Annotated in this window: 16 protein-coding genes; 9 read left to right on the top strand and 7 right to left on the bottom strand. The window is 68.5% G+C overall.

Annotated features, from left to right (window positions below; translation table 11 throughout):
• Positions 1 to 305 precede the first annotated feature (305 nt).
• Complete coding sequence (locus tag NS4_RS28260; protein ID WP_063062537.1) at positions 306 to 1,328, bottom strand: polyprenyl synthetase family protein; 1,023 nt, start codon at positions 1,326 to 1,328, stop codon at positions 306 to 308.
• A gap of 283 nt (positions 1,329 to 1,611) precedes the next feature.
• Between NS4_RS28260 and NS4_RS28265 the strand changes: the two genes are divergently transcribed.
• From NS4_RS28265 to NS4_RS28275, 3 genes are read left to right on the top strand one after another with little or no spacing between them, the layout of a single operon-like run.
• Positions 1,612 to 2,883, top strand: coding sequence for a geranylgeranyl reductase family protein (locus NS4_RS28265; protein ID WP_063062538.1), 1,272 nt, complete (start codon positions 1,612 to 1,614; stop codon positions 2,881 to 2,883).
• Positions 2,884 to 2,892: 9 nt separating this feature from the next.
• Entirely contained in the window at positions 2,893 to 3,342 is a 450-nt protein-coding gene (locus NS4_RS28270) for a helix-turn-helix transcriptional regulator (protein ID WP_063062549.1), read from the top strand.
• An 18-nt stretch (positions 3,343 to 3,360) separates the two neighbouring features.
• Positions 3,361 to 3,822: a VOC family protein gene (locus NS4_RS28275; RefSeq protein WP_063062550.1), complete on the top strand. Its 462-nt coding sequence runs from the start codon at positions 3,361 to 3,363 to the stop codon at positions 3,820 to 3,822.
• Positions 3,823 to 3,885: 63 nt separating this feature from the next.
• Here the strand turns inward: NS4_RS28275 and NS4_RS28280 are convergent, their stop codons facing one another.
• Positions 3,886 to 4,392: a DUF2505 domain-containing protein gene (locus NS4_RS28280; protein WP_063062539.1), complete on the bottom strand. Its 507-nt coding sequence runs from the start codon at positions 4,390 to 4,392 to the stop codon at positions 3,886 to 3,888.
• A 160-nt stretch (positions 4,393 to 4,552) separates the two neighbouring features.
• Here NS4_RS28280 and NS4_RS28285 point away from each other — a divergent pair, with 160 nt between their 5' ends.
• From NS4_RS28285 to NS4_RS28300, 4 genes are all read left to right on the top strand, one after another.
• Positions 4,553 to 5,116: a DUF3592 domain-containing protein gene (locus tag NS4_RS28285; RefSeq protein ID WP_245665799.1), complete on the top strand. Its 564-nt coding sequence runs from the start codon at positions 4,553 to 4,555 to the stop codon at positions 5,114 to 5,116.
• A 4-nt stretch (positions 5,117 to 5,120) separates the two neighbouring features.
• Positions 5,121 to 6,263, top strand: a complete 1,143-nt coding sequence (locus tag NS4_RS28290) for a glycosyltransferase family 4 protein (protein ID WP_084487807.1) — start codon at positions 5,121 to 5,123, stop codon at positions 6,261 to 6,263.
• A 171-nt stretch (positions 6,264 to 6,434) separates the two neighbouring features.
• Positions 6,435 to 7,142, top strand: a complete 708-nt coding sequence (locus tag NS4_RS28295) for a demethylmenaquinone methyltransferase (RefSeq protein WP_084487805.1) — start codon at positions 6,435 to 6,437, stop codon at positions 7,140 to 7,142.
• A gap of 271 nt (positions 7,143 to 7,413) precedes the next feature.
• On the top strand, positions 7,414 to 11,610 hold the full coding sequence (locus NS4_RS28300; protein WP_063062541.1) for a bifunctional nitrate reductase/sulfite reductase flavoprotein subunit alpha: 4,197 nt from the start codon (positions 7,414 to 7,416) through the stop codon (positions 11,608 to 11,610).
• A gap of 9 nt (positions 11,611 to 11,619) precedes the next feature.
• Here NS4_RS28300 and NS4_RS28305 read toward each other — a convergent pair whose 3' ends face one another.
• On the bottom strand, positions 11,620 to 12,654 hold the full coding sequence (locus tag NS4_RS28305; protein ID WP_063062542.1) for an aldo/keto reductase: 1,035 nt from the start codon (positions 12,652 to 12,654) through the stop codon (positions 11,620 to 11,622).
• 82 nt (positions 12,655 to 12,736) lie between these two features.
• Between NS4_RS28305 and NS4_RS28310 the strand changes: the two genes are divergently transcribed.
• The gene (locus tag NS4_RS28310; RefSeq protein WP_063062543.1) at positions 12,737 to 13,357 is read left to right on the top strand and encodes a TetR/AcrR family transcriptional regulator; all 621 of its coding nucleotides are present in this window, start codon (positions 12,737 to 12,739) and stop codon (positions 13,355 to 13,357) included.
• 37 nt (positions 13,358 to 13,394) lie between these two features.
• On the opposite strand, the gene NS4_RS28315 is transcribed toward NS4_RS28310, so the two are convergent.
• The 4 genes from NS4_RS28315 to NS4_RS28330 all read right to left on the bottom strand — a co-directional run bounded on the left by NS4_RS28315 (position 13,395) and on the right by NS4_RS28330 (position 17,454).
• Positions 13,395 to 13,979 carry a TIGR03086 family metal-binding protein gene (locus tag NS4_RS28315; RefSeq protein WP_063062544.1) on the bottom strand — a complete coding sequence of 195 codons (585 nt, stop codon included), beginning with the start codon at positions 13,977 to 13,979 and terminating at the stop codon, positions 13,395 to 13,397.
• Positions 13,980 to 14,149: 170 nt separating this feature from the next.
• Positions 14,150 to 15,787, bottom strand: a complete 1,638-nt coding sequence (gene menD, locus NS4_RS28320; protein WP_063062545.1) for a 2-succinyl-5-enolpyruvyl-6-hydroxy-3-cyclohexene-1-carboxylic-acid synthase — start codon at positions 15,785 to 15,787, stop codon at positions 14,150 to 14,152.
• Positions 15,788 to 15,997: 210 nt separating this feature from the next.
• On the bottom strand, positions 15,998 to 16,444 hold the full coding sequence (locus NS4_RS28325) for a DUF6918 family protein (RefSeq protein WP_063062546.1): 447 nt from the start codon (positions 16,442 to 16,444) through the stop codon (positions 15,998 to 16,000).
• A gap of 275 nt (positions 16,445 to 16,719) precedes the next feature.
• The gene (locus NS4_RS28330; RefSeq protein ID WP_084487806.1) at positions 16,720 to 17,454 is read right to left on the bottom strand and encodes a PaaI family thioesterase; all 735 of its coding nucleotides are present in this window, start codon (positions 17,452 to 17,454) and stop codon (positions 16,720 to 16,722) included.
• Positions 17,455 to 17,560: 106 nt separating this feature from the next.
• Here NS4_RS28330 and NS4_RS28335 point away from each other — a divergent pair, with 106 nt between their 5' ends.
• A complete protein-coding gene (locus NS4_RS28335) occupies positions 17,561 to 18,454 on the top strand; it encodes a 1,4-dihydroxy-2-naphthoyl-CoA synthase (RefSeq protein ID WP_063062548.1) in 894 nt (297 codons plus the stop codon).
• Positions 18,455 to 18,456 lie beyond the last annotated feature (2 nt).

Below are 18,456 nucleotides of genomic sequence, written 5' to 3' on the forward strand. Positions count from 1 at the left end.
ACGAGCAAGCCCGCCTCTCCACCTTCACGAGCAAGCCCACCCCCTCACCTTCACGACAGGGCCCCACCTAGACCTTTCACGACAGGGCCCCACCTGGACCTTTCACGACAGGGCCTCACCCGCACATCATGGGCACGTCCGTCTCCGACCTTCGCGAGCAAGCCCGCCCCGCACCTTCACAACGGGGTCCATCCCCCATTCACAAGCAAGCCCACCCCCACCCGCGCAAGCAAGTGCACACCCAACGTCGCAAGCAAGCCCACCCCCTCACCTTCACGGACCTGTCCGCGCCCCGCGCCGAATACTCAGCCGACCCGTTCGATCGTGTACTGGACCAACTGCACCAGAGCATCATTGGCCGGGCCTGGCGGCAGGGCCTTCAGCTCGGCGTGGGCGATATCGGCGTATTCGCGCAGTTTCTCCTTCGCCCGGGTCATACCCGGGGAACGACCGAGCAGTTCCAGTGCTTCGGCCACCTCGGCATCCGATTCCAAGGGCTTGGCCAGCAGGGTGCGGAGACGGTCGCCGTCGGGACCTTCGTCGCGCAGGGCGTACAGGACCGGGAGGGTGTGGACACCCTCACGTAGGTCGGTGCCCGGAGTCTTGCCGGACTGGGCCGATTCGGAGGAGATATCGATGATGTCGTCGGAGATCTGGAAGGCGGTGCCTACGGCGTCACCGAGGCGGGCCAGGCGTTCCACATGGTCGCTGTCCGCGCCGGAGAAGGTACCGCCGAAGCGACCGGAGGCCGCGATCAGCGAACCGGTTTTCTCCCAGACCACGCGCAGATAGTGGGCGACGGGGTCGCTCTCCTCGCGGGCGCCCATGGTTTCGCGCATCTGCCCGGTGACCAGTTCGGCGAAGGTTTCGGCGATGATGCGGACGGCGTCGGGACCGAGGGTGGAGGTCAGCCGGGAGGCGTGCGCGAAGAGATAGTCCCCGGCGAGGATGGCCACACTGTTGCCCCAGCGGGAGTTCACGCTCGTCGCGCCGCGGCGCATGGTGGCCTCGTCCATGACGTCGTCGTGGTAGAGCGTGGCCAGGTGGACGAGCTCGACCACGGTGCCCGCGGTGACGAGATCCGGATCGCCGGGGCGGGGGCCCAGCTGGCCGGTGAGAATGGTGAACAGCGGCCGGAATCGTTTACCGCCGGCCTTGGCCAGGTGCAGCGCGGCCTCCTGGAGGAAGGCGGCCCCGGAGGACAGCTCCTCGACCAGCAGTTTCTCTACTTCGTCGAGGCCGTTGCGTACGGTCTCGGCGAGCGCAGGGTCCCCGAGGTCCACCCCCGCCACCACCGTGCCGGCTTCGCTCACAGCAGATGTGCTCATACCTTCTCCCAAGGATGCGTCCGACCCCACGGTGATGAACCTAGCGTGTTCACGTCGGAACGCCCATGAACACCGTCACTGTATTGACCGAGCATGAGCGAGGGCCCTCCGTGGTCACGCTCCGCTACCGCCTCCGGGCCCGACACGCTCATGCTGTATTGATCGAGCATGAGCGAGGGCCCTCCGTGGTCACGCTCCGCTACCGCCTCCGGGCCCGACACGCTCATGCTGTGCACGGTACCGCCATCGACAGCGCCGGCGACTGCCTGTAACTATTGACCGCATGGGTGCACCCGAAGCCACACCTTCCGAAGCCGACCGGGACGCGCTGCCCGCGCACGTCGAGGTGCTGGTGGTGGGCGCGGGCCCCGCAGGTTCGGCGGCCGCGGCGTGGGCCGCGCGCGCGGGTCGCGATGTGCTGCTGGTGGATTCCGCGACCTTCCCCCGGGACAAGACCTGCGGTGACGGCCTGACCCCGCGGGCCACCGCGGAGCTCGAGCATCTCGGGCTGGGCGAATGGGTGCGGGCGCATACCGTCAACCATGGTCTGCGGATGACCGGTTTCGGCGCCGAGGCGTTGCTGCCGTGGCCGGGTGGTTCGTTCCCCACCTACGGTAGTGCGATCCCGCGCACCGAACTGGACGACAAACTGCGCGATACCGCGGTGAAATCCGGGGCGCGGATGCGCGACGGCGCGAAGGTCGTAGCGGTGGCGCGTGACGGCGACCGGGTGACCGGCGTGACCGTACAGGTGGGCACGGCTTCGCACGAGATCGGCTGCCGGACCCTGATAGTGGCCGACGGGGTGCGGTCCCCGGTCGGCAAACTGCTCGGCCGCACCTGGCATCGGCGCTACGCCTACGGAGTGGCGGCGCGCGCCTACATCTCCTCCGGCCGCAGCGATGATCAGTGGATCACCTCGCATCTCGAGTTGCGCAATGCCGAGGGTGAGCTGGTACCCGGCTACGGCTGGGTGTTCCCGCTGGCCAACGGCGAGGTCAACATCGGCGTCGGCTCGCTGGCCACCGAACGCAGGCCCTCGCATATCGCGTTGAAACCACTGCTCGAGCACTACACCGAGCTGCGCCGCGACGAGTGGGAGCTGAGCGGTTCGGTGCGCGCGGTCTCCTCGGCGCTGCTGCCGATGGGCGGGGCGGTCTCCCATATCGCGGGCCGCAACTGGGCGCTGCTCGGCGATGCCGCCGGCTGTGTGAATCCGTTGAACGGCGAGGGAATCGACTACGGCCTGGAGGGCGGGCATATGCTCGCCGGGCTGCTGGACGAGCCCGACCTCACCCGGGTATGGCCGGAGCTGCTGCGCGCGAAATACGGCCGCACCTACTCGGTGGCGCGACGGATCGCCGGCCTGGCCACCCACCCGCGGATGGTCCCGATCGGCGGCCCACCGGTGATGCGTTCGAAACTTCTGCAGCGCACCGCGGTCAGGGTGATGGGCAATCTGGTCACCGACGAGGATGTGGACCTCACCGCCCGCGCGTGGCGCACCGCGGGCCGGGCGTCGATGCGGTTCGACGACCTCGCGCCCTTCTGCTAGGCGGCCGTGGTGGTGCGGCCGGTACCGCGGGATCTGCTCCCGCATCTGCGGCGGGCCCGTGATCTCGTCGATCGCGAGTACGCGCGGCCGCTGGACCTCGACGGTATGGCCGCGGCCGCCGGGGTATCGAAATACCATTTCCTGCGCTGTTTCGCGGCCACCTACGGCAGGACGCCCGCGGTATATCTGGCCGAGCGCCGGATCGAGCGCGCGCAGGATCTGCTGCGTGCCACCAACACCACGGTGACCGAGGTGTGCCTGCTGGTCGGCTACAGCAGCCTGGGCTCGTTCTCTCGGAAATTCACCGAATCGGTGGGGGTTTCGCCCTCGGAGTACCAGGCGAAATTCGCCGACGGCGCGCCCCGGATCCCGGGCTGCTACATCTTCATGCACGGGTTGTCCGATCGCCGGCGCGATACCGCAATTTCGGAGAAGCCCGGCGGCCCGGCCCGCCCATAGTCTCAGACCATGCCTTCGATTATTTCGAATATCTCCCTGGTCACCGTGTACGTGACCGATCAGACAGCGGCCAAGAACTGGTACATCGACACCCTCGGCTTTGTGGAGACCGCCGATATCCGGATGGGGGACAACGGTTTCCGCTGGGTGACCATCGCCCACCCCGATCACCGGGAACTCGAGGTCACGTTGATGCTGCCCGGACCGCCCCTGGACGATAACCTCGCCGACGCGATCAGCAGGTCGCTGGCAGGCGGCAGCCACGGCTCGCTGGGACTGAGCACGCAGGACTGCCGTAAGGCCTATGCGGAACTCACCGCGAAGGGTGTCGATTTCGTCCAACCCCCGTCGGAGCGGCCCTACGGTGTAGAAGCGGTGTTCCGGGACAATTCGGGGAACTGGCTGGTGCTGGTGGAGCCGAAGGAGTTCGATTCGACGGCCGCCGCCGCGGCGATGGACCCTGGCGGCGCGGAACTCTGAAGCCGCCGGCCCGATTCCGGCGTACCTTCGGGGCCGCGCGTACCGCGCGGCCCCGAAGGACTGTCAGGCCTGGGCGCGATCTTCGAACCATTTGACGATGTACATGCGTTCGCTCTCGGCGACCCGCCGCTGCAACTGCTCGGCGAGCGGTTCGATGGCCCCGCCGACCAGCGGAACCTTGACCTTCACCGAACCGGAGACCACGACCTCCGAGCCTTCCGCGGTGGGGCGCAGTTCGTAGCTGCCCTTCATCTCCGAGGTGATGCCCGAAGAACTGCCTTCGAAGGTTCCCGCGGCGGTGGACCCGTCGAGGGGCTGCCAATAGTCGATACGGGTGACCACCAGTTCGCTCTTGAGCACCTTGCGCACGATGCCGGGGATCTTGTCCTGCCGGATCGTCTCGCTCATCTGGATACGGGCGGTGCCCGGGCCACCGGGGTGGGACAGGTCGAGGGTGGCCGTCGGGGCGCCGGCGAACCGGTCTCGCCACAGTTCTTCTCCGGTGAGCGCGGCGTGCAGGTCGGACACCGGGATCGGATAGGACAGGGTGAAGCCGAATTTTCGGGCCATGAACGCTCACCCTAGCCGACCCCGCTAGCCTGTTGCGGTGCCGGAAACCAGCCGCCGCGGACCGCGCGCCCCCGGCCACCCGGGCGACAGTGCGCGTGAGGGCACCGCCGCCCCGGCCGCGAACGATTCCGGAGGAGGCAGCGTGCCCGAGCAGGCAGAGATGGTCGCGCCGCCGGTCGCGGACCCGAAGCCCGGTGTCGAACCGGTGCGCGCGGCGGACCCGGCCGCATGTTCGGCCCGGGCCGAACGATTGCGCAAGGTGTGCGTCGGCGTGGTGATCACCGCAGTGTCGGTCAGCGTGCTGGTGGTGCTGCTGTTCCTCGCGGCCTGGCGCAACGACTATCTGATCGAATCCGACAAGGGCGAAACCACCGGCGAGGTGCTGTCCGCGGGCCGGCTGCGCTCGGCCGTGATGTACGTGACCCCCGACGGCGTCACCCACAACCCCAAGGTCGGTGTGCTCTACCCCACCAACCTGACCGCGGGCGAGCGGATCAATGTCGAGTACAGCCGCGCCGATCCCGACCTGGTCCGGGTCGCGGGCCGCGATGTGCGGGTCGCTGTCCTGCCGGCGCTGTCGGTACTGGCCGTGATCTGGGCGCTCACCCTGCCGACGCTATGGCTGTTGATGCGGGCGGCGACCGGTTCGATGAGTGTTCGCCCGATCTTCGATCCGGCGTCATATCGGCGACGCGTCCCGGGGGACCGCGGCCCCGCAGACTGAGCGAGTGCGCATAGCCATCGTTGCGGAGTCGTTTCTCCCGAATATGAACGGCGTCGTGAACTCGGTGCTGCGGGTGCTGGATCATCTGCATCAGCACGGGCACGACGCTCTCGTCATCGCGCCCGATACGCTGCGCGGACAGCCGCCCGCGCCCCGGCACCACGGCCGATTCCCGGTCCACCGGGTCCCGGCGGTGATGGTGCCGAAGATCAGTTCGCTGCCGGTGGGCCTGCCGCAGCCGGGCATGGTCGGCGTACTGGACGATTTCGACCCCGATGTGGTGCATCTGGCCTCACCGTTCGTGCTCGGCGCGGGCGGGATGGCAGCGGCACTGCGGCTGGACCTGCCCGCGGTGGCGGTGTACCAGACCGATGTGGCGGGTTTCGCGAAGAGCTACGGGCTGGGCCTGGCGGCCCGCGCAGCCTGGGGCTGGACTCGACGCATCCACGAGGGCGCGGTCCGGACGCTGGCGCCGTCGAGCGCCGCGGTGCAGGACCTGGCCCGGTACGGGATCCCCCGCGTGCACACCTGGGGTCGCGGCGTCGATACGGTGCGGTTCGCCCCGGCGGCCCGCAGCGAAGAACTGCGCGGACAGTGGCGCGGTGGAACCGGGAAACTCCTGGTCGGGTTTGTCGGCCGGTTGGCCCCGGAAAAGCATGTGGAACGGCTCTCGGTGCTGGCCCAGGACCCGTCGGTACAGCTGGTGCTCGTGGGCGACGGCCCGGAGCGGCAGAAACTCGCCGCGCTGTTGCCGGACGCGATCTTCACCGGCGAACTCGGCGGCCGTGAGCTCGCCCGGGCCTACGCGAGCCTGGACGTGATGGTGCATCCGGGTGAGCACGAGACGTTCTGCCAGGGTGTGCAGGAAGCGCTGGCGTCGGGGGTCCCGGTGATCGGACCCGATGCCGGCGGCCCGCGTGACCTGATCGCGCACTGCCGCAACGGCTACCTGCTCCCGGTGCGGGATTTCACCGAACTGTTGCCCGGCACCGTCGCGGCGCTGCGTGATACGCAGTTGCGCGACCGGTTCGCCGGCGCGGCCCGCAAATCGGTCCTGCACCGCACGTGGCCTGCCCTCTGCACCGAACTCATGAACCACTACACCGAAGTGATCGGCACCGGATACCTGTTGTCACGCTCGGCGTGACCGGACGCCGAAGACCGCCCTCGGCTCACCGGGCTGCGCCTGCCCTCCGGCCGTACGCGGACCGGGGATGGGATTCGCCGAGCAGGCGGTCGGGCGTACCTCCGCGTTTCGCTGCGGCCATGTGCGGATTGCGAATGGGCTTCGCTCAGCGACGCCTATTAGGGTCGGGATGTGGTGAAAACACAATCGGTCCGGGCCTCGCTGGACAAACAACCGCACGAGGTCGCGTCGATGTTCGACGGGGTGGCGCGACGATACGACCTGACCAACACCGTGATCTCGGCCGGTCAGGACCGCTACTGGCGTTGGATGACCCGCAAGGCCATCGCTGCGCGCCCTGGGGAGCAGGTGCTCGACCTGGCCGCCGGAACCGGGGTGTCCACGGTGGAGCTGGGCCGCTCCGGCGCATGGTGTGTGGCCGCCGATTTCTCGCAGGGCATGCTGGCCGCGGGCCGGTTTCGGAAGGTGCCGATGGTCGCCGGAGACGCCATGGCGCTGCCCTTCGCCGACAATTCCTTCGACGCGGTGACCATCTCGTTCGGGCTGCGCAATGTGGCCGACATCGATCTCGCGCTGCGGGAGATGCTGCGGGTGACCAAACCCGGCGGCCGGCTGGTCGTCTGTGAGTTCTCCACCCCGGTCATTCCGGGGTTCAGGACCCTGTACATGGAATACCTGATGAAGGCGCTGCCGAAGGTGGCCCAAGCGGTGAGCAGTAATCCCGACGCCTACATCTACCTGGCCGAATCCATCCGGGCGTGGCCGAACCAGCGGCAGTTGGGCCGCCGGGTGGCCGCAGCCGGGTGGTCCGGGGTGAAATGGCGGAATCTGACCGGCGGCGTGGTGGCCCTGCACCGCGGATACAAACTCGGCGGCTGAACCTCGGTATCGGCCGGGTTCATCAACCTCACAGCTGTGATTTCCGCCGGTGAAGTGGAATGTCACCCACCGATAACATCGGGCAAACCCGAGGAAATCGGCCGCGGGGACGATCGGAGTCATGTCCGAGGCACACGGCAGGAGCGAGTCAGGCCCGGAGGCGGCAGCGCAGCGTGACCACGCAGGGCCCTCGCTCATGCCTGATCGACACGGCAGGAGCGAGTCAGGCCCGGAGGCGGCAGCGCAGCGTGACCACGCAGGGCCCTCGCTCATGGCCGATCGGCACCGAGAGCAACGGCCGGGTACGACCAGGACGGCGTGCTCCTATTGCGGGGTCGGCTGCGGAATCGAGGTCACCACCGCGGCCGGTGACACCGGCGCGCCGGTGATCGCCAAGATCAGCGGGGACAAACTGCATCCGTCGAATGCCGGGCGGTTGTGCACCAAGGGAGCCACCCACCTGGAGTTGATGCGGGCGCCGGGCCGGATGTCGACCGCCTATCTGCGGCCCGAACGCGGCGTCGCACCGCAGCCGGTCGGCGTGGACGATGCGGTACGCGAGACCGCTACCCGGTTGCGGCGGATCCTGGACGAGCACGGTCCCGACGCCATCGCGCTCTACGTCTCGGGGCAGATGTCGCTGGAGGCCCAGTATCTGGCCACGAAACTCGCCAAAGGTCACCTGCGCACCATCCATATGGAAGCGAACTCCCGGTTGTGCATGGCCAGTGCGGGCACCGGCTACAAACAGTCGCTGGGCGCCGACGGGCCTCCGGGTTCCTACGACGATTTCGAGCACGCCGACCTGTTCTTCGTGATCGGCGCGAATATGGCCGACTGCCACCCCATCCTGTTCCTGCGCATGGCGGACCGGCTCAAAGCGGGCGCGAAACTGATCGTGGTGGATCCGCGGCGCACCGATACCGCCGCCCGCGCCGATCTGTTCCTGCAGATCGCCCCCGGCACGGATCTGGCCCTGCTCAACGGTCTGCTGTATCTGCTGGTCGAAGCCGGTGATATCGATACCGAATTCATCGACGAGCACACCGAGGGCTGGGACGCGATGCCGGAGTTCCTCGCCGGATATCCGCCGGAGACAGTGGCGGAGCTGACCGGTCTGGCCGAGGCGGATATTCGTACCGCCGCGCGCTGGATCGCGGAGGCCGGGGAATGGATGAGCCTGTGGACCATGGGGCTCAACCAGTCGACCCACGGGACCTGGAACACCAATGCGCTGTGCAATCTGCACCTGGCCACGGGCGCCATCTGCCGTCCGGGTAGCGGACCGTTTTCGCTCACCGGCCAGCCGAACGCCATGGGCGGACGCGAGATGGGCTACATGGGTCCCGGCCTGCCCGGCCAGCGGAGTCTGCTCGATCCCGCCGACCGCGCCTTCGTCGAGGCCGCCTGGGAGCTGCCGCCGGGAACACTGCGCACCGAGGCGGGTCCCGGCACCATCGAAATGTTCCGCGAACTCGCCGCGGGCACCATCAAGGCGGCCTGGATCATCTGTACCAATCCGGTGGCGACCGTCGCCAATCGGAAGACGGTGATCGCCGGACTGGAAGCCGCGGAACTGGTTATCGCGCAGGACGCCTACACCGAGACCGCCACCAACACCTACGCCGATATCCTGCTGCCGGCCACCCTGTGGGCCGAATCGGACGCGGTGATGGTGAACTCCGAACGCAATGTCACGCTGCTGCGAAACGCGGTCGAGCCGGCCGGTGCGGCCCTGCCGGACTGGCAGTTGATCGCCCAGGTGGCCACCGCCATGGGGTTCCCCGGCTTCGAGTACGCCTCTAACGCCGAGGTGTTCGACGAACTGCGCCACTTCGCCAATCCGGCCACCGGCTACGACCTGAGCGGAATGAGTTACGACGCGCTGCGCGAGGGTCCGATGCAGTGGCCGTGCCCCGACCCCGCGCAACGCCGCAATCCGATTCGCTATCTGAACGACGGCGTGAGCGGGCCGCGCTACACCGATCCCGAAGGCCACGAACCCCGGCTGGCGTTCGCCACCCCGAGCCGGCGCGCCGTCTTCTGGCCGCGGCCACATATGCTGCCCGGCGAAATGCCCGACGACGATTACCCGTTCCTGCTCAATACGGGCCGGCTGCAGCATCAGTGGCATTCGATGACCAAGACCGGTCGTGTCGGCAAACTCGGCAAGCTGAACGGCGAACCGTTCGTGGAAGTCCATCCCGACGACGCTCGTACCCTCGGGCTGGCGCCGGGTGACGAACTGGAGATCACCTCGCGGCGCGGGCGCGCGGTGCTGCCCGCCCGCATCAGCGACCGGGTGCGGCCGGGCGGCTGTTTCGCGCCTTTCCACTGGAACGACGAACAGGGCGAATACCTGACCGTCAACGCGGTGACCAATGACGCGGTCGATTCCGATTCCCTGCAGCCGGAATTCAAGGCATGCGCGGTCGCCTTGCGCAGGGTCGCGCCGATGCAACGGGCGCAGAGACCGGAAACGGTGCTCAGCGCGCCGGAATCCACCGCAACCGGACCACATCCCCTGGCCACGATGCTCGGCCTGGATACCGCGGCCACCCCGACGCTGAGCGAAACCGAACGGATCTATCTGGGTGGTTATCTGGCCGCGTTGCAGTCGCTGCCGGTCTGTGGGCAGCCGGTCCTGCCCGCGTCGGCACCGCTGTCGGATCGGAGCCGGCTGTGGGTGGACGGCCTGCTGGCCGGTATGTATTCGCGCGCAGTTCCCGCGGACCCGGCGACCGGCGATCCGGCCGCGGCACCGGCCCGTACGGTAACGGTGCTGTGGGCCTCCCAGACCGGCAATGCCGAGGATTTCGCCGCGACCGTGGCCGCGCGGCTCACCGAGTCCGGGCTCCGGCCGCGGCTGCTCGATATGGACTCCTGCGAACTCGACGTACTGACCGATGATGTACTGGTCGTCACCAGCACATTCGGTGACGGCGGCCCACCGGACAACGGGGCCGACTTCTGGACCCGGCTCGCGCAGAGCGCGGTCCGGCTCACCGGTATGCGGTACGCGGTCTTCGCGCTCGGAGACTCCTCCTACGACGATTTCTGCGGCCACGGCCGCAAACTCGACACCCTGTTCGCCGACCGCGGCGCGACCCGGCTGTTACCGCGCCAGGACTGTGAGCCCGATTTCGACGAACCGGGCGCACACTGGCTGGACACGGTGATCACCGCACTGTCCGAGCCGGGCGAACCCGGCCCGGCCGCCGGCCCCGGCGGTGGAACTCCGCGCCGAACTGTCGGCGCGTCTGCCGGCGGTGCCACCGCGATCGGTGTCCTGGAACGAACCGCTCCCGCCCCGCTACCGGTGCGGCGGGTGGCACCCGCGGTGTTCACCCGTACCGCTCCGGTCGCCGCGCCCCTCCTGGACAACGAGATACTGACCACCCCTGACGCCGCGAAGGAGGTCCGGCGGATCGGTTTCGACCTCACCGGGCTCGACGCCCGGTACGAGGTGGGCGATTCACTCGGGGTCTGGCCCACCAACTGTCCATCGCTGGTCGGGGAATGGCTGGCGGCGACCGGTCTGGACGGCCGTCGCACGGTAGCGGCCGACGCTAGCGAGATGCCGCTGGAACAGGCCCTGCGCACCCGCTACGACATCAGCAGGGTCTCGCGCGATCTGCTGGAATTCGTCGCCGGGCACAACCCGAGCAACCGGCTCGCCAAACTGCTGCGCCGCGACAACCGCAACGAACTCGCCTCCTATCTGTGGGACCGCCAATTGGTGGATGTGCTGCGGGACTTTCCCGTCCGTGCCGACCTGGTGGAATGGCTGGACGTGCTGAAAAAACTGCAGCCGCGCCAATATTCGATCTCGTCGAGTCCGCTGACGAGCCCCGACCGGGTCGAGCTGACGGTGGGCATCGTGCGCTACGGCGACCCGGCCGCGGGCTCGGCGGCCCGGCGCGGCGGCGTCTGCTCCACTTTTCTCGCCGACCGGGCCGCGGACACGGCGGTACCGATATTCCTGCATCGCGCACCGCATTTCCGGCCGCCGTCGGATCCCACTGTGCCGATGATCATGGTCGGCCCGGGCACCGGGATCGCTCCCTTCCGCGGTTTCCTGCACGAACGGCGCGCGCTGGGGGCGACGGGACGCAATTGGTTGTTCTTCGGCGATCAGCACGCCGCGCGGAATTTCTACTACCGGACCGAGTTGGAGGATATGTTCCGCACCGGCCATCTGTCGCGGCTGGACCTGGCCTTCTCCCGGGATCAGCGGGAACGGATCTATGTGCAGCACCGCATGATCGAACACGGCGCCGAACTGTGGTCGTGGCTGCGCGACGGCGCCCACTTCTATGTCTGTGGTGATGCCGCGCGAATGGCCCGGGATGTGGACGACGCGTTGCTGCGGATCGCCCGGGTCCACGGCAAACTCGACGAGGACGGCGCCCTGGCCTTCAAGAAGCAGCTCACCGCCGAGAAACGTTATGTCCGGGACGTGTACTGACGGCCCGGCTCAGGCGGCGGGCGGGTTGAGCCGGGCGAAGTCGGGCAGGCGGTAGTACGGGTAATAGGGGTAGGGCGGGGTGAGCGCGCTGGCCTCGTCCAGCCGGGCCAGCTGGTCGGCGGTGAGTTCCCAGCCGACGGCCCCGAGGTTCTGGCGCAACTGTTCCTCGTTGCGCGCACCGACGATGACGGTGCCGACGGTGGGCCGGGTGAGCAGCCAGTTCAGCGCGATCTGCGGTACCGATCGACCCGTTTCGGCCGCGATCTCGTCCAGCGCGTCGACCACGTTGTAGAGATGTTCGGTATCCACCGGGGGCCCCGCTTCGGCGGTCTTGTGCAGCCTGCTGCCCGCGGGCAGTGGTTGCCCCCGGCGGATCCTGCCGGTGAGCCGGCCCCAGCCCAGTGGGCTCCACACCACCGCCCCGACCCCTTCGGCCAGGCCCAGCGGCATGAGCTCCCATTCGTAGTCCCGACCGGCCAGCGAGTAGTACACCTGATGGGCGATATACCGGGTCAGGCCGTGGCGGTCGGTGGCGGCAAGCGACTTCATCAGCTGCCAGCCCGCGAAATTGGAGGCGCCCAGGTAGCGGATCTTGCCCGCGTGCACCAGCTCGTCGAGTGCGCGCAGTACCTCTTCGACCGGGGTGTAGGCGTCGAAGGCGTGTAGCTGGAAGAGATCGATATGGTCCACACCGAGCCGTTTCAGCGAAGCCTCCACCGCGGTGATCAGGCGCCCGCGACCAGTTCCGGCGTCGAAGGGGCCCGGCCCGGTGGGCAGCCCGGCCTTCGTGGACAGCAGCAGCCGATCGCGTCTGCCGCGGATCGCCGCGCCCAGCACCTGCTCGGACGCGCCGTCGGAATAGACATCGGCCGTATCGAACATGGTCACGCCCGCGTCGAGACTGATATCCACGAGCCGACGAGCCTGGTCGACATCGGTATCTCCCCAGGCGCCGAACAATTCGCCGCGGCCGCCGAAGGTGCCCGCGCCGAAGCTCAGCGCGGGAACGACCAGACCTGAGGCACCCAACCGCCGGTATTCCATCTCGACTCCTAAAGGGTCTATGGTTTCGTTAACAAATTCGAAGCTACACCCATCGAGCGATAAATGAAACTGGAGTCCCGTTATGGATCCTGAGCTGGCCGCTCCCGGCTCGGTGCGGCCCGGCGGCCGTACCGCGCGCGTCCGCGCCGCGGTACTGCAGGTCGCGGGCGATCTGCTGGCCGAACACGGCTTCGCCCGCCTCGACCTCACCGAGGTGGCCGCACGCGCCGAGGTCGGCAAAACGACCGTCTACCGTCGCTGGCGCACTCCGACCGGGCTCATCGCCGACCTTCTGGTGGATATGGCCGAACAGTCGCTACCGCGCGCCGATACGGGCTCCCTGATCGGCGATCTGACCGCCAATGCCCGCCTGGTCGCGAAAACCCTCGCCGACCCTCGGCAGAGCCGCCTGTTCCGCGCCGTGATCGCCGCCGCGACCTGCGACGAGACCACAGCCGTGGCGCTGCGCCGGTTCTACGACGTCCGGCTCGCCGAATGGTCGCCCTGTATCACCGCTGCCGTCGCCCGCGGGGAGGTGCCGGCCGGAACCGACCCCCGCGCGGTCCTCACCGCCGTCTCCGGCCCGCTCTACTACCGGTTGCTGGCCAGCGGTGATCCCATCGACGACGAGGCCGCCCGGACGGCAGCCGAAACCGCGGCGAACGCGGCCGCAGCCGGGATATTCGGCCGCACCGGCGCATGAACCGCCTGGACGGTCGCCACAGCACTCGGGCAGCCGCTCACCGCGCTTTGGGAATCCAGAACGGATCTCGCCCGGTGAGCCCCAGCACCCGGTGCAGGGCCGGAGCGCCGGGTCCGACCGGTACCACCGGGCCGAAGAGTCCGGGCGTGCCCTCCGGGGGTGTGTCCTTCAGGAACTCCAGCAGCACCGCGAGATCGATATCGGCCACCTCGACGTCGCGGCCGGTGGCCCGCGCCAGATCCCACGAGTGGATGACCAATTCGTCCAGCGCGACCCGCGCGGTGACCGCCGCCGGCATGGTCACGCCGCCCGCCTCTGTCTCGCCCTCCCATGCCCCGGGCTCCTGCCAGGCTCCGGCGAGAGCCTTCAACTGCGCGGGAATACGAACCCGCCAATCCGGCGCCAGGGCCGCGCCGGAATCGAACTGCGGCGCCGCGGACCCCCCGACCGCCTCCTTGGTGGCGGCCGCCCGGAACGCCTCGGCCAGGCCACCGACATGTTCCACAATCGCGCGGACCGGAAGACCGGCGGGAGTACCGGCGTCGAGCTGCTCGTCGCCGATCGCGGCGACGATATCGGCGAGCGCGGCGGCCGCCTGCGAGAGATCGAATTCGGGTTGCATCAAAGCTCCTCGGGGTGGGTGGATCCACCTGTACCGACGAACCCGGCCGGAGGAACTCACCGGCCGCGCGGCAAAAGATACCGAGCGCCTATCGGCGAGGATCGCACCCGGCGCAGCTGTGGCCGAAACCGATTCGATACGGCCGGGCACGGCCGGGACAAAGGCGGAGGTTACGCGGAGGCCCCTACATTCGCGCGCAGCGCCGCGTGCAGATCACGCAACCCGGCACGGCTGGTGACCACCTCCAGCACTCGGAACCCGGTCGCCTGCCCGGTGAGCTCGATCTCCAGTTCGTCCAGCCCGACCTGCCGGTGCGGGATCCGGTAGGCCGCGCACAGGGCCGACAGATCCATCCCGTGCGGCGTCCCGAACACCCGCTCGAACACACCGGCGTACTGGGGGTCGCCCTGTTCGAGAAGTTCGAAGATCCCGCCCCCGTCGTCGTTGGCGACCACGATGGTCAGATCCTCCGGGCGTGGTTCGCCGCGCCCGATCAACAGACCGGAGGCGTCGTGCAGGAAGGTGAGATCCCCGATCAACGCGATGGTGCGACCCCGATGGTGCAGTGCCGCGCCCACCGCCGCGGACACCGTGCCGTCGATACCGGCCACCCCCCGGTTGGACAGCACCTGGACGCCGGGGCGCGGTGTCGACACCAGCGCGGCGTCGCGCACCGGATTCGAGGCCCCCAACAGCAATTGATCGCCATCGCGCAGCGCATCCATCACCACCGCGGCCACGTGCAGGCCGGTGGGCTTCATGTTCCTGCACAGCTCGTCGCGTACCACCGAGTGGGCCCGCCGGTCCAGATCACGGCAGCGGGCCAGCCACTGCGGATCGGGCGTCCCGGTCGTCACCGCGCGGGTGCCGGTACCGACCACATTGCCCGAGACGTCGGGCCAGCGCGGACCGGTGGTCAGCGCGTACACCCTGACCTCGGGATCGGCCAGCACCCGGGAGACCTGCCGGTGCAGTGTCGGCCGTCCGGTGATGATCGCCTGGCGGGGCTCGAGCAGCGGTAATGCCAGCGGATGCAGGGCCGGACCGTGCACCGGCGCGGTGGGCTCGGCGACCGTCGGCAACGCCGCCAGTTCGGTGTGCAAACCGGCACCGTGCCCGGAGATCACCACGGTATCGGGGCCGAGGTCGATATCGAGCGGCACATCGAGGGTGGCGTACTGGGTTTCCGTCCAGGGCTGCTCGGTGTCGCGCCCGGCCGGGAGCTTCTCGGCGTCCAGTGAATCCGGAACCAGCGGTTCGCGCAGCGGAATATCGAAATGCACCGGTCCGGCATTGCCCGAGCGGATTCCGCGCGCGGCCGCCAGCACCCGGCACACCGCGGAGCGCCAGACGCTGTTCTGCTTCGGATAATCGGCGACCGGCTCGGCTTCGGCGAGTCCCAGGCTGATGGTCGTGCGGACCTGACTGCCGAACAGACCGAGCTGTTCGACGGTCTGGTTGGCGCCGGTGCCCAGCATCTCGTACGGACGGTTTGCACTGAGCACGATCAGCGGAACCCGCGCGTAATTGGCCTCCATTACGGCGGGTCCCAGATTGGCCACCGCGGTGCCCGAGGTCATCACCACCGGAACCGGGGCTCCCGAGGCGATGGCCAGGCCGATCGCCAGGAATCCGGCGGTCCGCTCGTCGACCCGCATATGCAACCGGAGCCGTCCGGCGGCGTCGGCGGCCTGGAGGGCGAACGCCAGCGGAGCGTTACGCGAGCCGGGACACAATACGACTTCCCGAACCCCACCGCGTGCGAGTTCGTCGACGACCACCCGCGCCTGCGCTGTTGACGGATTCACGCCTCTAGATTGTCAGACCACGGACGTCGCGTCGGCGTCGCCCTGCTCACACCAATGAGTCGTGGCCGCACGCGGCGTGGAAAGCCCGGCGGCTCCACGCCGCCGAGAGCGCGCGCCGGACATCCAACCCCCTGAAACTCCCCCCGTCGGGGACCTCGTCGTCGAGGCCCCCCACGTGCCGCGCGCACGCGCGGTCGTATCACACGTCGGTCAGCCGGCGTGCTTCTGCACCAGGTCGCCGACCCGCGGCAGCGCCTCGATGACGTTCTTCTTGGCCGAGGAACGCATCGAGTTGTACACCTTCTGCAGGGCCGGGCGGCTGGAGCTCGCGGCACGCGCGTCGGTGACGGTCAGCAGGGACTCGGCGACCTCGTCACCCTTGGAGCTCAGCAGCTCACCGAAGGTGCCGGCGCCACCGGCCTGGAACTCACTCCAGTACGGCTGAAGCTGCTCGAGCAGCTTGGGGGCCAGCGATTCCAGGGCGTCGGGCACGATCGACGGGCTGATCTTCTTCACCGCCGCGTACCCACCCTTCACGGCCAGACCCGACGCACCACCCTTATCGGAGACCTCGGCGTCCAGGACCTGGACGGCGTCGGCGAGGAAGGCCGGGCGCGTGGCCTCGTCAAGCAGTGATTCAGACAGTGCTGCAACCAATTTAAGGATCCTCCGGATCAGTACTCGTATGGACGGGCAACGCAACTATACGCACCGCCCACAGGAGTACTTTTCGCCCCGCATGGGTAAGCAACAGACGGAGATGACGCCTCCGCAACGACGGAAGTGTTACGGCACCGCGTGATTCACCCGGACCTACCCCGCCACACCCGGTCCCACCAGCACGATCGGCCGGGCCACTCGTCACACACGGGAAGCGAAAGCCCCGACCCCGCCCCGGATACCGCCGTGGCGATGCCGCCGGGACGCTGCGATCACGGCTGCCAGGGCAGAAGTTGAACCATGAGCCCTTCACTGTCGGCCAGTACGGTGCCTTCCTCGTCGACGAGTTCGGCACTGATGAAGGTTTTGCGGCCCTCGATGCGCTCGACCCGGCCGCGTACCGTCAGCGGCGTATCGAGCGGAGTCACCTTGCGGTAGTTCACGTGCAAGAAGGCGGTCCGGCTGATCGGCCGCCCGGCGTAGTGCACGGTCATCCCGAACAGGTCGTCGAACAGCAGCGGGAGCACACCGCCGTGCGCGGCGGCGTTCCCACCGAGATGGAACCGCCGGAACACACCCTGCATGACGATGCCGTCGGGTCCGGCCGAGACCGTACGCCAGGGCAGCAGGAGCAGACTGCCGCGCCCGGGCAGTTCGACGGCCCGGCCGGCCGGGCCCTGCTGCTCCGGCGCCCGGTACGGCCCGAGCAGATCGATGAGCGCGTTCACCTGGTCGCGGGCCGCTCCGTAGACCTCGGCGGGGGCGTCCGCGGAGACGGCGAGGTCTTGGAGCGTGCGCATGGCCTCGACGAATTCGCCGAATTCCGGGCCCACCCGGGCCGGGGTGACCTTGGGGAACCCGCCGTGCCGCTCGTATTCCTGAGGCGCATGAGCGGGCACCCTCCGTGGTGACGCTGCGCTGCCGCCTCCGGGCGCTGACCGCTCCTGCGCTGCCCGATCCTCGTCGACAGCGCTGTCGTCGATCGTCGGCTGGGTCTGCTCGCTCATATACGCACCGTAACTCCGGGTTATACAGCGTCCAAACGTTTCGGGTCAGATGTGGTGAACTCAACGGCCCACCGGCGGCCCCACCGGGCCTGGTGTAATCACCCCCATGACGTTCAATCCGACGCTGTGGCGCGAAGTGGCCGAGTTCGAGAACCTGACCGACATCACCTACCACCGCCACATCGAACAGGGCACCGTCCGGATCGCATTCGACCGCCCGGAAGTGCGCAATGCCTTCCGCCCGCATACGGTCGACGAACTCTTCGCCGTCCTCGAACACGCCCGGACGACCGCCGATGTCGGGGCCGTCCTGCTCACCGGCAACGGCCCCAGCCCGAAGGACGGCGGCTGGGCGTTCTGCTCCGGTGGCGACCAGCGCATCCGCGGCCGCAGCGGCTACCAGTACGCCAGCGGCGATACCGCCGACACCGTGGACAAGGCGCGCGCCGGACGGCTGCACATCCTGGAGGTCCAGCGGCTCATCCGGTTCATGCCCAAGATCGTGATCGCACTGGTCAACGGCTGGGCCGCCGGTGGCGGTCACAGTCTGCACGTCGTCTGCGACCTCACCCTCGCCAGCCGCGAACACGCGCGTTTCAAACAGACCGACGCCGACGTCGGCAGCTTCGATGGTGGCTACGGCAGTGCCTACCTCGCCAAACTGGTCGGCCAGAAGTTCGCCCGCGAGATCTTCTTTCTCGGCCGCACCTACACCGCCGAGGACATGCACGCCATGGGCGCGGTCAACGAAGTGGTCGACCACGCCGAACTGGAGAACGTCGCACTGGAATGGGCCGAAGCCATCAACGGCAAATCACCCCAGGCCCAGCGCATGCTCAAATACGCCTTCAACCTGGCCGACGACGGACTCGTCGGCCAGCAGTTGTTCGCCGGGGAAGCGACGCGGATGGCATACATGACCGACGAGGCGATAGAAGGCCGCGACTCCTTCCTGGAAAAGCGCGCCCCCGACTGGACCCCCTACCCCTGGTACTTCTGAAT

The sequence above is a fragment of the Nocardia sienata NBRC 100364 genome, assembly GCF_001613205.1.
GTDB classification, from domain to species: domain Bacteria; phylum Actinomycetota; class Actinomycetes; order Mycobacteriales; family Mycobacteriaceae; genus Nocardia; species Nocardia sienata.

Bases quoted from the DNA above. Each gene is read 5' to 3' on its own strand.
- NS4_RS28260 (WP_063062537.1), bottom strand. From the start codon at position 1,328: ATGAGCACATCTGCTGTGAGCGAAGCCGGCACGGTGGTGGCGGGGGTG.
- NS4_RS28265 (WP_063062538.1), top strand. From the start codon at position 1,612: ATGGGTGCACCCGAAGCCACACCTTCCGAAGCCGACCGGGACGCGCTG.
- NS4_RS28280 (WP_063062539.1), bottom strand. From the start codon at position 4,392: ATGGCCCGAAAATTCGGCTTCACCCTGTCCTATCCGATCCCGGTGTCC.
- NS4_RS28285 (WP_245665799.1), top strand. From the start codon at position 4,553: ATGGTCGCGCCGCCGGTCGCGGACCCGAAGCCCGGTGTCGAACCGGTG.
- NS4_RS28300 (WP_063062541.1), top strand. From the start codon at position 7,414: ATGGCCGATCGGCACCGAGAGCAACGGCCGGGTACGACCAGGACGGCG.
- NS4_RS28305 (WP_063062542.1), bottom strand. From the start codon at position 12,654: ATGGAATACCGGCGGTTGGGTGCCTCAGGTCTGGTCGTTCCCGCGCTG.
- NS4_RS28310 (WP_063062543.1), top strand. From the start codon at position 12,737: ATGGATCCTGAGCTGGCCGCTCCCGGCTCGGTGCGGCCCGGCGGCCGT.
- NS4_RS28315 (WP_063062544.1), bottom strand. From the start codon at position 13,979: ATGCAACCCGAATTCGATCTCTCGCAGGCGGCCGCCGCGCTCGCCGAT.
- NS4_RS28330 (WP_084487806.1), bottom strand. From the start codon at position 17,454: ATGAGCGAGCAGACCCAGCCGACGATCGACGACAGCGCTGTCGACGAG.
- NS4_RS28335 (WP_063062548.1), top strand. From the start codon at position 17,561: ATGACGTTCAATCCGACGCTGTGGCGCGAAGTGGCCGAGTTCGAGAAC.